The organism is Thermoanaerobaculia bacterium, assembly GCA_018057705.1.
Taxonomy (GTDB): Bacteria; Acidobacteriota; Thermoanaerobaculia; order Multivoradales; family JAGPDF01; genus JAGPDF01.
The window spans coordinates 53,647-65,051 of sequence record JAGPDF010000021.1 but is presented as its reverse complement, the minus strand read 5'-3'; the positions used below and the strand labels follow the sequence as shown (position 1 = coordinate 65,051).

14 protein-coding genes and 2 tRNA genes are annotated in these 11,405 nt (G+C 67.8%); 8 read left to right on the top strand and 8 right to left on the bottom strand.

Annotation, left to right across the window (positions count from 1 at the left end; all coding sequences use genetic code 11):
- Positions 1 to 7: 7 nt before the first annotated feature.
- The 3 genes from KBI44_09220 to der form a co-directional block, all read right to left on the bottom strand.
- A tRNA-Pro gene (locus tag KBI44_09220) sits at positions 8 to 84 on the bottom strand.
- 17 nt (positions 85 to 101) lie between these two features.
- A complete protein-coding gene (locus tag KBI44_09215; protein MBP9144649.1) occupies positions 102 to 617 on the bottom strand; it encodes a MerR family transcriptional regulator in 516 nt (171 codons plus the stop codon).
- Positions 618 to 738: 121 nt separating this feature from the next.
- Positions 739 to 2,052, bottom strand: coding sequence for a ribosome biogenesis GTPase Der (gene der / locus KBI44_09210; protein ID MBP9144648.1), 1,314 nt, complete (start codon positions 2,050 to 2,052; stop codon positions 739 to 741).
- A gap of 121 nt (positions 2,053 to 2,173) precedes the next feature.
- Here der and KBI44_09205 point away from each other — a divergent pair.
- Positions 2,174 to 2,260 (top strand) — tRNA-Leu (locus tag KBI44_09205).
- Between the two features lie 17 nt (positions 2,261 to 2,277).
- Here KBI44_09205 and KBI44_09200 read toward each other — a convergent pair.
- The 5 genes from KBI44_09200 to KBI44_09180 all read right to left on the bottom strand — a co-directional run bounded on the left by KBI44_09200 (position 2,278) and on the right by KBI44_09180 (position 5,541).
- Positions 2,278 to 2,646, bottom strand: a complete 369-nt coding sequence (locus tag KBI44_09200) for a hypothetical protein (GenBank protein MBP9144647.1) — start codon at positions 2,644 to 2,646, stop codon at positions 2,278 to 2,280.
- Positions 2,647 to 2,672: 26 nt separating this feature from the next.
- Positions 2,673 to 2,933 (bottom strand): acyl carrier protein, encoded by a 261-nt coding sequence (locus tag KBI44_09195; GenBank protein MBP9144646.1) that lies wholly within the window; start codon positions 2,931 to 2,933, stop codon positions 2,673 to 2,675.
- A 235-nt stretch (positions 2,934 to 3,168) separates the two neighbouring features.
- Positions 3,169 to 3,924 carry a 3-oxoacyl-ACP reductase FabG gene (gene fabG, locus KBI44_09190; protein ID MBP9144645.1) on the bottom strand — a complete coding sequence of 252 codons (756 nt, stop codon included), beginning with the start codon at positions 3,922 to 3,924 and terminating at the stop codon, positions 3,169 to 3,171.
- A complete protein-coding gene (locus KBI44_09185; GenBank protein ID MBP9144644.1) occupies positions 3,921 to 4,898 on the bottom strand; it encodes a polysaccharide deacetylase family protein in 978 nt (325 codons plus the stop codon). The genes fabG and KBI44_09185 overlap by 4 nt, the downstream gene beginning before the upstream one ends.
- Positions 4,858 to 5,541 carry a glycosyltransferase family 2 protein gene (locus tag KBI44_09180; protein ID MBP9144643.1) on the bottom strand — a complete coding sequence of 228 codons (684 nt, stop codon included), beginning with the start codon at positions 5,539 to 5,541 and terminating at the stop codon, positions 4,858 to 4,860. Before KBI44_09180 ends, KBI44_09185 begins: the two co-directional genes overlap by 41 nt.
- A 78-nt stretch (positions 5,542 to 5,619) precedes the next feature.
- Here KBI44_09180 and ndhC point away from each other — a divergent pair, with 78 nt between their 5' ends.
- From ndhC to nuoK, 7 genes are read left to right on the top strand one after another with little or no spacing between them, the layout of a single operon-like run.
- Positions 5,620 to 6,006, top strand: coding sequence for an NADH-quinone oxidoreductase subunit A (ndhC, locus tag KBI44_09175; protein ID MBP9144642.1), 387 nt, complete (start codon positions 5,620 to 5,622; stop codon positions 6,004 to 6,006).
- Positions 6,007 to 6,504 (top strand): NAD(P)H-dependent oxidoreductase subunit E, encoded by a 498-nt coding sequence (locus tag KBI44_09170; GenBank protein ID MBP9144641.1) that lies wholly within the window; start codon positions 6,007 to 6,009, stop codon positions 6,502 to 6,504.
- A 2-nt stretch (positions 6,505 to 6,506) separates the two neighbouring features.
- Positions 6,507 to 7,805: an NADH-quinone oxidoreductase subunit NuoF gene (gene nuoF / locus KBI44_09165; GenBank protein MBP9144640.1), complete on the top strand. Its 1,299-nt coding sequence runs from the start codon at positions 6,507 to 6,509 to the stop codon at positions 7,803 to 7,805.
- The gene (locus KBI44_09160; GenBank protein MBP9144639.1) at positions 7,805 to 9,436 is read left to right on the top strand and encodes a (2Fe-2S)-binding protein; all 1,632 of its coding nucleotides are present in this window, start codon (positions 7,805 to 7,807) and stop codon (positions 9,434 to 9,436) included. Before nuoF ends, KBI44_09160 begins: the two co-directional genes overlap by 1 nt.
- A 5-nt stretch (positions 9,437 to 9,441) precedes the next feature.
- Positions 9,442 to 10,539, top strand: a complete 1,098-nt coding sequence (nuoH, locus tag KBI44_09155; GenBank protein ID MBP9144638.1) for an NADH-quinone oxidoreductase subunit NuoH — start codon at positions 9,442 to 9,444, stop codon at positions 10,537 to 10,539.
- 2 nt (positions 10,540 to 10,541) lie between these two features.
- On the top strand, positions 10,542 to 11,099 hold the full coding sequence (locus tag KBI44_09150; GenBank protein MBP9144637.1) for an NADH-quinone oxidoreductase subunit J: 558 nt from the start codon (positions 10,542 to 10,544) through the stop codon (positions 11,097 to 11,099).
- Entirely contained in the window at positions 11,096 to 11,404 is a 309-nt protein-coding gene (nuoK, locus tag KBI44_09145; GenBank protein MBP9144636.1) for an NADH-quinone oxidoreductase subunit NuoK, read from the top strand. Before KBI44_09150 ends, nuoK begins: the two co-directional genes overlap by 4 nt.
- The last annotated feature ends 1 nt before the right edge of the window (position 11,405 follow it).

Here is an 11,405-nt window from a genome sequence, read left to right as displayed (position 1 = left end):
TTGAAACTGGTCGGGACGCCGGGATTTGAACCCGGGACCCCCTGAACCCCATTCAGGTACGCTACCAGACTGCGCCACGTCCCGACCGAAAGCTGAACTGTTTAGCGGGGATGCTTCTCGAGAATCGCGAGGGCGGCGCGGGCTTCCGCGAGCGCCTCCTCCACGCCTCGAAGAAAGCTTTCTATCCGGTCGGCAGAGCTGGTGTCAAGCTCGACCGGACTCTTGCCGTTCGCTTGCGCTGCTGCGGAGGTCTCCACTGGCCCCGCTGGCTCCGCTGGCTCCGATGGATCCGCAGGCTCCGACGCCTGCCCCGCGGTTTCCTCCGGCTCCGGATCGAAGAGACTCGGCTTCGCGGCAGCTTTGCCGGCGTGCGCTACCTCGGCGTCCCGGGACTCGAGCTGCTTCTTGGCGCCGGCGATCGTGTAGCCCTCGTCGTAGAGGAGCTCCTTGATCCGGCGGATGACCGCGACCTCCGCCTCGGCGTAGACCCGCTGCCCGGACTGGCTCTTCGCCGGATGCAGCGCGACGAACTCGGTCTCCCAGTAGCGCAGCACATAGGGCTGGATATCGAGGAGCTTGCAGACCTCGCCGATCTTGAATCCTTTTTTGGGGCTCATGGTGACCGCCGGATCCTATGGCAGCCAGAGTACCCGCGTCGAGCGCCGCGGATCTCGGGATATTGGAGCGATGCGGCGAAATACGCGGGGAGCGACGCGGTGCGAGGCGATGGGCCTGTGCTCACTTCGGCGAGGTGCGCGCCCGGATCACCAGGCGGACCGGGATGCCCTGAAGCTGCATCCGCTCGCGCAGCCGGTTCTCGAGGTAGCGGCGGTAGGGATGGCTCTGCGGCAGCGTCCGGTTGGCGAAGATCATGAAGGTCGGCGGCCCCGAAGCGACCTGCGCCGAGTAGTAGATCTTCCACGGCCGGTGATTCACGGTCGGCGGCGAGTGCGCCGCGATGGCGTCCTCGAGCAGGCGGTTCAGCTCGCCGGTCGTGAGCATCGACCGGAAACGCGCCCGTGCCTCCTCGACCGCCGGGAAGATCTTCTCCACTCCCCGCCCGGAGAGCGCCGAGAGATTCACCCGCGGCGGGTCGGCCAGGATCTCCGCCAGGCGCGGCCAGCTCGCGTCGAGCTTCTCGCGCCCGCGGTCGTCGAGGAGATCCCACTTGTTCATCGCCACGACGGTGGCACGCCCGGCCTCCCAGATGGCGCCAGCGATGGCGAGATCGCTGCTCGAGACGCCCGACGGCGCTTCGATCACCAGCAGCGCCACGTCGGCGCGATCGACCTGACGGCGCGCGAACATGACCGCGAGGTCCTCCGCCGTGCCGGTGACCTTGGCGCGGCGGCGGATGCCCGCGGTGTCGATGAACAGGAAGCGCTTGCCGTCGCGCTCGACCAGGGTGTCGATCGGATCCCGGGTGGTGCCGGCCACCGGCGAGACCAGGACCCGGTTCTCGCCCAGGATGCGGTTCAAGAGCGACGACTTGCCGACGTTGGGGCGCCCCACGATCGCGACCGGCGGAGCCTCGCCCTCGACCGGCTCGGCGATGCGCCGCGGCAGGACGGCGCGGATCCGGGTGCGCAGCTCGTCGAACCCCAACCCGTGTTCGGCAGAGACCAGGATCGGCTCGGGGTAGCCCAAGGTGTAGAACTCCCCCATGCCCTGCGCGACCTTCTGGTTCTCGCCCTTGTTCACCACCAGCAGCACCGACTTGCCGAGCGGTCGCAGCTGTTCGACGATGCGCTGATCGGCCGGCACCACGCCTTCGCGGCCGTCCACGATCAGGAGCACCAGATCCGATTCGTCGATCGCCGCGCGCACCTGCTGGTTCAAGCCCAGCGGGTCCTCGTCGAGCATGAGACCGCCGGTGTCGATGAACAGGACCGGCCAGTCCTCGTCGAGGTTCGCCTGCGCGATGTTGCGATCGCGGGTCACCCCGGGCTGATCGTGGACGATCGCCTGCTTGCGCCCGACCAGGCGGTTGAAGATGGTCGATTTGCCGACGTTGGGCCGGCCGACGATGGAGACGGCTGCAGTGGAGGTCATCGGAGGGGTCGCTTGCGTTGCCGAGAGACGGAGAGAAAGCGCTCGTCTCCGATCGGACAGTCTAGCAAACTGCTCCGCGTGGTTGACAGGCTCGCGCGCCGGTCCATACAATGGCGGCAGCGCGAAAGTGGCGGAATTGGTAGACGCGCAAGCCTCAGGAGCTTGTGGTCGTAAGGCCGTGGGGGTTCGAGTCCCCCCTTTCGCACCATCCCGATCTTCCCTGAATCAGACCAGCAGCAGCACGACGTCGGCCACCGGCTCGCCGCCGGTGGAGATCGCTCCCTCCACGCGCATCGCGTTGCCGAAGCGCCGGCCGGCCACAACCGCGACCTCCAGGAGATCCCCGGCGGCCACCGTGCGATGCATCTCGAGGCGGTCGATGCCGGCGAGCCAACGCTGCTGCGGCGTCGTGGGCGAAGCCGTCGGATCTTCGAGCAGCACGGCGGCGGCCTGCGCCACCAGCTCCGCCAGAAAGGCGGCCGGAATCGGAGCCGAGCCACGCAACCAGGTGGAGTTGGCGCTGAAGACGGCGAGTGCCTTGCCGTCCCGGATGCCTTCGACCCAGCGGAAGGGAAACCGGTGCGGCAGGTTCAACGGCAGGGTCCGGTCGGCTGGGGGCGCTAGGAGGCGACCGTCACGGCGCGCTTGGCAGCGACGAAGTCCGCGATGGTATTGACCGTCGCAAGAATTTCGGAGCCCGACTGCGAATCGTCGATCGCGACGCCGAACTCCTGCTCGATTCCGAGCACCAGCTCCAGAGCGTCGATCGAGTCGAGCCCCAGCCCATCCGGTCCGAAGAGCGGTTCGTCGTCGCCGATCGATGCGGCGTCGCGCTCCAGCTTGAGGCGGTCCACCAGGAGTACCTTGATCTGATTCTTCATTTCATGCCCTCGAATCGTCGGCGACTTGGCCGGCGAGAGATGGTACCACCGCGGCGTCGGCGCGCTTCATGACGACATCTCGGAGCGATCGCCGCCCGGGCGACGCATGCGTCGCCCCTACGAGAGGCCGCCGGGATGGGCCCGGCCAGGCGAGTTCGGGCGACGCATGGATCGCCCGGACGAGAGACAGCGGGCATGTGACACGGCCAGCCGGACCCGCCCGCCGGAAGCGGATTCAAGACGTCAGCAGGCCGCCATCGACGCGCAGGGTCTGGCCGGTGATGTACGAGGCGCCGTCGGAGGCGAGGAAAGCGACGACCGCCGCCACCTCCTCCGGCCGGCCGACACGGCCCATCGGAACGCCCTTCAGCGCCTCGAGGAGCTTGGCCTCCGGCATGGCCCGCAGCAGGTCGGTGTCGACGAATCCAGGGGCGATGGCGTTGCTGGTCACCCCGAAGGTGGCGACCTCCTTGGCGAGCGCCTTGCTGAAGGCGATCAGGCCGCCCTTGGCCGCGCTGTAGTGCGTCTGCCCCATCTGCCCCGCGACGCCGCTCGCGCTGGCGATCGCGATGACGCGCCCCCAGCGCAGCTTCAGCATCCCCTTGATCACCGCCTTGCTCAGCCGGAATGCGGCGTGGAGGTTGACCTCGAGGACTTCGCTCCAGTCCTCCTCCGAGAGGAACGGCAACAGGGCATCTCGCGTCGTTCCCGCGTTCAGGACCAGGATCTGGATCTCTCCGAGGTCTCTCCGGACCTCGGAGACCAGCGCAGCGATCGCCGCCCGGTCGCGCACGTCGAGCGGATAGGCAACGCCCCCGACCTCGGCGGCGAGCGCCTCGGCGGCTTCGCCGTTGCGGAGATAGGTCAGGGCGACCCGTTCGCCGCGGGCGGCGAGCGCCCGCACCGAAGCCGCGCCGATCCCGCCGCTCGCGCCGGTGACGAGGGCGACGCGACCCGCGCCTGTCGGGCCTGGCGGAAAGGACGGCTTCAAGACCGACCTTCGCCGCGCGAGGAGGGTGCCGCGAGCCGCGCCGCAGCCAGGACGACGCCGATGTCCGGCAGACGCTCGGTCGCCGCGGCGAGGCTCCCCTCTCCGACCGCCGAGGCGAGGGTTCTCCAGGGCAGGCCGGAGAGCGTCGTGCGGAAGCGATCGAGGAACCCCTCGCGCGCCGCTTCGTGGAAGAACCGCGCGAAGCCCGAGAGAAAGCCCGGAACCGCACGGCCGGTGAGCTCCCACGGATGAACGACGAGGAGCGGCAGACCGCCGCGCCGCAGTTGCCTCCGGGCGGCGCCCAGAATCCAGGTCGGAGCCGCGGCCCTGCCGCACCAGCCGCCGGCAGGAAGGCGCAGCGGGCCACCCCAGGTGAGCGGCGGGATCTCCAGCAGCGACGGGCCCTGCGGCCACACCAGACGCACGGGACGATCGGGATTTCCCGCCGAGCCGGCGCCCGCTGCCGGGACGAGGGAACTGTCGTAGGCGAAACCGGCTTCGGCGACGATTCTCAAACGCGGGTTTGCGACTTCGCGCAACGACCATTCAGGAGCCCGGAAGCCGCGCACCTGCGTGCCGAGGACCTCTTCGAGCGTCGTCTTGGCGCGCCCGATCTCGGACCGGAACTGTTCTCGACCGAGGCTGTTGGCGCGATAGTGATGAAAGGAATGACAGGCGATCTCGTGGCCGTCCGCCGCGAGCTCCCGCAAGCGCGGCCCGATCCGGCCCGCGAGCTCGCCGAGGACGAAGAAGGTAGCCTTGGCGCCGGAGCGGGCGAACTCCTCGGCCACCTCGGGAAGCAGCCAGTCGAGCTCCTCGCGCAGCCGGGGGCGCATCGACGGGTCCACGTACTCAGGGACCCAGCAGTTGTGGTACCACTCCTCGACGTCGACGGAGAGCGCCGGGCCGAATCGGCCGGCGAGCGTCTGGAGCTCAGGGGATGCCGTCGTCGACTTTGAATTGGATGGCGGCAAGGGCGATCCGGAGGGTGTCGAGAAGAGGCCGGAAATGGCTCTTCTCGTCATTATAGATAGTCCGCACCGGAACGTGCGCGACGCGCGCACCCGCCTTGCCGGCCTTGATGAGCATCTCGGTCTCGATGGCGTAGCCGTCGGAGCGCAGGCGCATCCGGCGGGCGAGGTCGCTCGACAGGAGCCGGTAGCCCGACTGCGAATCCTCGAGCTCGAGCTCCGACATCCAGGTGAGGATCCGGGTACCGATGTAGTTCGTCCAGTAGCGAGCCCTGGGAATCCGCCCCGCGTCCTCCAGCCGGGCCCCGACCACGAGGTCTCCCCGGCCGCCGTCCCAGGCCGCAAAGAGGGCCGGGAGGTCGCCGGGATCGTGCTGGCCGTCGCCGTCGAGCAGAACGAGCGCCTGCGGGCCGCGCGAGAGCGCGAGCTCGATTCCCCGCCGCAGGGCGAAGCCCTTGCCGCGGTTCTCCGGCAGAACTTCGACCCGCGCGCCGGCCGCCTCCGCCTTCGCCGCGGTGTCGTCCCGGCTGCCGTCGCTCACCACGACGACATCCGCCAGGAAACGCCGGGTGCCGGCGACGACCGCACCGATCGTCCCCCCACAATCGAAGGCCGGAATCACCGCGACAATGTCTTCACGACTCACGAATCGACAACTTATAGCACAGCATTTCCCGACCTGGACCTCTTGTTCTCCGCCGAGCGCTTGTGAAAGGCTTCGCACGTGCCAGAGGCGTACTTTCCCATCCTCGTCGCATTCACCGCGGCCTTCGCGCTGGCCTGTCTTCTCATGGCCATCTCCTGGTTCGCGGGCCGTCGCAGCGGGGGTCGCGTCAAGCTCTCGACCTATGAGTCGGGCCTGCCGCTCCTCGACCGTTCGCGCAAGCGGCTCTCCATCGCTTTCTTCCTGATCGCCATCGACTTCGTCGTTTTCGACGTCGAAGCCGCCTTCCTCTACCCCTGGATCGTCGTCATGCGAGAAGGTGGCTGGCCGCTGTTCGCGGCGGTCATGGCCTTCCTCGGCCTGATCCTCGTCGGGTACGCCTATGTCTGGCGAAAGGGCGGGCTCGACGTCGTGGCGAAAAACCTGCGCCCGCAGAGGGGCAACTAGATGAGCTCCGGCCGACGAGCAGCGAGCGAAAGCCTGCCCGAAAGCGCGATCGAAGAGATTCTCGCTCTCCGGCCCAAGTATCCAACCCTGGAAGCCCTGACCCTGCCGGCCCTGCACATTGCCCAGCGTGCCAACGGCGGCTGGCTCCCCGAGGCCGCGATCGAAGCGGTCGCCCACCTGCTGGAATTGCCGGTCGCGCGAGTCGCAGGAGTGGTTTCGTTCTATGACATGTACCACGTGCGCCCCGTAGGCCGACATCGGATCCGCGTCTGCACCAACCTCTCCTGCCAGCTGCGCGGTTCGGGCGAGATCCTCGAAACGATCGGCCAGGAGCTCGGCGTCTCCGAGGGGCAGGTCACCGCGGACGGCCGCTGCTCCTACGTCCAGTTCGAGTGCCTCGGCTCCTGCGACACGGCGCCGATGGTCATGATCGACGACGACTACCACGAGAACCTGACTCCCGACCGGGTCCGCCAGATCGTGCGGGAGCTCAAGTGACCATGGCTACCGAACGCGTCCTCACTCGCAACGTCGGCCGGCCCGAGGCGCTCTCCGTCCGTGGTTATCGCGAAGGCGGCGGCTACGACGCCCTCGCCAAGGCCCTGCGCATGCAGCCGGAAGAGGTCATCGAAGAGGTCAAGCGGTCCGGACTGCGCGGCCGCGGTGGCGCCGGCTTCCCCTGCGGGGCCAAGTGGTCCTTCGTCCCGCGCCAGAGCCCCAAGCCGAAATACATCGTCTGCAACGCCGACGAGTCCGAGCCCGGCACCTTCAAGGACCGGCTGCTCATGGAGCACGATCCTCACCAGCTGATCGAGGGTTGCATCATCGCCGGCTGGGCGGTCGGAGCCAACACCACCTACATCTACATCCGCGGTGAGTACACCAAGGCGGCTGCGATCCTCGAGTCCGCGGTGCGCGACGCTTACGACAGCGGCGTCCTCGGCACCAACGTCCTGGGGAGCGGTTTCCGGCACGACATGGTGGTGCATCGCGGCGCCGGCGCCTACATCTGCGGCGAAGAGACCGGCATGCTGGAGTCGCTCGAAGGCAAGCGCGGCCAGCCGCGGGTCAAACCGCCCTTCCCCGCTCTCGTCGGCGCCTTCGGCTGCCCCACGGTGATCAACAACGTCGAGACGCTCTGTTGCGCGACGCACATCCTGCTGCGCGGTGCCGAGTGGTTCAAGGCGATCGGCACCGACGAGCGCAACACGGGTCCGAAGCTCTATGCGATCTCGGGCCACGTCGAGCGCCCGGGAACGTACGAGTATCCGATCGGCGTGCCTTTCCAGACCCTGCTCGACGGCTGCGGCGGAATGTACCGCGGCCGCGAGTTGAAGGCCTTCATTCCCGGCGGCGCGTCGGCGCCGATGATGAAGGCCTCCGATCGCGAGATCCGGATGGACTTCGACACCCTGGCGAAAGCCGGCAGCATGCTCGGCTCGGCCGCGGTGATCGTGATGGACGATACGACCTGCATGGTCACCGCGACGCTGCGGCTGGCCAAGTTCTTCGCCCACGAGTCCTGCGGCCAGTGCACTCCCTGCCGCGAAGGAACGAACTGGATGAAGATCCTCCTGCAGAGGATCGCCAGCGGCCAAGGCGCCGAATCCGATCTCGATCTCCTCGCGCGCGTCGTGCCGAACGTCGGCGGAATCTCGCTCTGCGCTCTGGGCGACGCCGCCCAGGGTCCCGTGCGCTCGCTGGTGGACAAATGGAGCGACGAGATCCGGGAGAACCTGCGCGCCGGGCGATATCCGGCGACTTTGCCGCGCTACTTCGACCAGGGAGCCGCAGCCTGATGCCTACCTTGACCATCGACGGACGCACGGTCGAGGTGCCGGCCGGGACCAACCTGATCGAAGCCGGACTGAAGGTCGGAGTCCAGATACCGCACTACTGCTATCACCCGCGACTGTCGATCGTCGGCCAGTGCCGCATGTGCATGGTCGAGATCGAAGGCATGGGCAAGCTCCAGGCGGCCTGCTCGACCCAGGTGATGAAGGACGGCATGGTCGTCCGCACCGCCTCCCCCAACGCAGAAGAGGCGCAGCGCGCGATCATGGAGTTCCTGCTCATCAATCATCCGCTCGACTGCCCGATCTGCGATCAGGCCGGCGAATGCGGGCTCCAGGACTACTCCTACAAGCACGGGCAGGCCTTTTCGCGGTTCCGGTTCGAAGAGAAGCGGACCTATCCCGAGAAGGAGCGCATCCCGCTCGGGCCGACGGTGATGCTGAACATGAACCGGTGCATCCAGTGCACCAGGTGCGTGCGCTTCACCGAGGAGATCTCCGGGACCAGCGAGCTCGGCTTCTTCGAGCGCGGTTCGCATGCGGAGATCGGCACCTTCCCCGGCAAGCCGCTCGACAACCCGCTCTCGACCTGCGTCGTCGACATCTGCCCGGTCGGCGCCCTGACGTCGACCCGCTTCCGGTTCGCCGAGCGCGTCTGGTACCTCGACAAGAACCCGTCGATCTGCACCGGCTGCGACGTCGGCTGCAACATCACTCTCGAGCACAAGCACGGGTCGATCAAGCGCTACAAGCCGCGCCAGAATCCGGATGTCAACGACTTCTGGATGTGCGACTACGGACGTTCCACGCACGAGCGCTACCGCGAGATCCCACGGCTCGCTTTCCCGCAGATTCGCCGCAACGGCGCTCTCGCTGCGACCGGCTGGAAGGAAGCGCTCGACAACGTCGCGCACAACCTGCGCTCGCGCAGGAGCGAAGGCGCCATCGCCTTCCTGGGCTCGGGCTTCCTGTCGACCGAAGAGGCTTTCCTGTTCGCCAAGATCGCTGCTTTCGTCGAGTCGCCGCATCGTTCGATCTGGGTCGACAGCGGTCCGGCACGACAGATCCCGAATCTGCAGGGCGGCATCACCGGGCATGACGCGGCACCGAACCGCCGCGGCGCCGAGTTGGCCGGGCTGGTGCCCGCGAGCGGCGCGGTCGGCAGCGAGGACCTGCTGCTCGCGGGTGGCGCGGCCAAGTGCGGAGCGATCTTCGTCGCCGACAGCGACTTCGGGCGCGCCGCCCACGATCCCAAAGTCGTCGAGCGCCTGCGCGAGGCGAAGTTCCTGGCGGTCATGGGTTGGGCCGATTCGCCACTCGCCCGGGTCGCGGACGTCGTCCTTCCGGTCGCCACCCACGCCGAGCGCGCCGGAACCTTCGTCAACTCCGAATGGCGCGTGCAGCGCTTCGAGCAGGCCTTCCCCGCACCGCCGCAGGTGCGGCCGGGCGTCGAGGCACTCGCGGATCTCCTGTCGCGGTTCGACCCGAAGTGGTCGACGGTCACACCCGCAACGGTGTTCGACCTGATGGCGGAAGAGGTTCCGGCCTTCTCGGGCCTGCGCTTCCGCGACATTGCAGCGCAAGGCACCCGCCTGCCGGGAGCCCCCGAGAATGCGCCCGCAGGGGCGGGAGCGTAACGACCGTGGTCTTCACTCCGACTGTCGTCGCCGCCCTGGCCATGACCGGCCTGTGGCTCTTCGCGTTGATCAACGTGACGCCGATCATGCTCTGGCTCGAGCGCCGGGCGCCCGCATTCATGCAGGATCGCCTCGGCCCGAACCGGCTCGGCCCGCTCGGGCTCTTCCAGGCGATCGCCGACGTCCTCAAGTTCATCTTCAAGGAGGACATCAACCCGGCGGGCGCCGACAAGACGCTCTTCATCCTCGCCCCCACCGTCGGTTTCGTCGCCTCGCTCCTCACCTACCTGGTGATTCCTTTCGGTCCCGAGGTCACCGTCGCGGGCCACTCCTTCCCGCTGGTGGTGATCGACTCCGACGCCGGGATGCTCCTCTTCCTGGCCCTGTCCAGCCTCGGGGTCTACGGCCTCGTTCTCGCCGGTTACAGCTCGAACAGCAAATGGTCGATGATGGGCGGCATCCGCGCCTCGGCCCAGATGGTGAGCTATGAGCTCGCGCTGACGGTGGCGGTGCTGGCCGCGCTCATTCCGGCCGGCTCGTTGAACCTCTCGCGCGTCGTCGATCACCAGATCGCCGGCACGCTCTTCGGCTTCCTGCCGGCCTGGAACATCTTCCTGCAGCCGTTGGGTTTCCTGGTCTTCCTGGTGGCGGCCTTCGCCGAGACCAACCGACTCCCGTTCGACCTGCCGGAAGCGGAGTCCGAGCTCGTCGCCGGCTACCACACCGAATACGGCGGCCTCCGCATGGCGCTCTTCTACATGGGCGAGTACCAGTCGATGGCGATCCTGTCGGCCCTCGGAGCCACGCTCTACTTCGGCGGCTGGTCCGTGCCCGGCGTCGACGCCGCCGCGGCCGGCGCCTGGATCGCGACGCTTCCCGTTCTCGGCCCGCTCCTCGGCCCGGGACTGGGCACGGCGATCTTCGGCTTCTCCGTCCTGCTGGTGAAGACCTACATGGCGCTCTTCTTCTTCATCTGGGTGCGCTGGACCTTCCCGCGTTTCCGCTACGATCAACTCATGCACCTGGGCTGGAAGGTGCTCCTGCCTCTCGCGCTCCTCAACTTCGTCGTCGTGGCCGCGCTCGCCGTCGCCGGAAAGATCTGACGATGCTGCTCGCCGTCTTCGTAATCCTGGCAGTCGCTGCGGTCAGCTCGGCGATCGTGGTCGTCCTGCACCGCAATCCGGTCTTCTCCACCATGAGCCTCGTCGTGACGCTCGTCGCCACGGCCGGGCTCTTCATCATGCTCGGATCGCCCTTCCTCGCGGCGCTCCAGATCCTGCTCTACACCGGCGCGATCCTGGTGCTCTTCCTCTTCGTCATCATGCTGCTCAACGTGCAGCGCGAGCGTGCGGCGGTGACCCGGGTGAGCGGCATGCTCGTCGCGGCGGGGATCTGCGCGGTGGTCTTCGCCGGAGCCCTGGTCCGCCTCTTCTGGGTGGCCTACTCCGGCGCGACTGTTGCGCCCCTCGACTCCGAGACCACCTCGCTGGTGAAGATCGCGCGCGAGCTCTTCAGCATCTACATCCTGCCCTTCGAGATGATCGGACTGCTGCTGCTGGTGGCGGTCGTCGCCGCGAGCTGGGTCGCCCAGAAGGCGGAACCCGCGGCTCCGCAGGGCTCTTCTGACGAGTCCGCGCCGGAGCAGCAGGGAGAGCCGCGATGACGACGATTCCCATTGCCTGGTTCCTGGTGCTGGCCGCGGTGCTCTTCTGCATCGGGACCTTCGGCGCCCTCACTCGTCGCAGCGGCATCGCGATCTTCCTCTCGATCGAGCTCATGTTGAATGCAGCCAACCTGACGCTCGTCGCCTACTCGCGCATCCATGGCGACAGCGCCGGGCAGATGTTCGTCTTCTTCGCGCTCGCCGTCGCCGCCGCCGAGGCCGCCGTGGGCCTGGGCCTGTTCATCAGCATCTATCGGCTCCGGCATACGATCGACGTCAATCGCCTGAATCGACTCCGATGGTGAG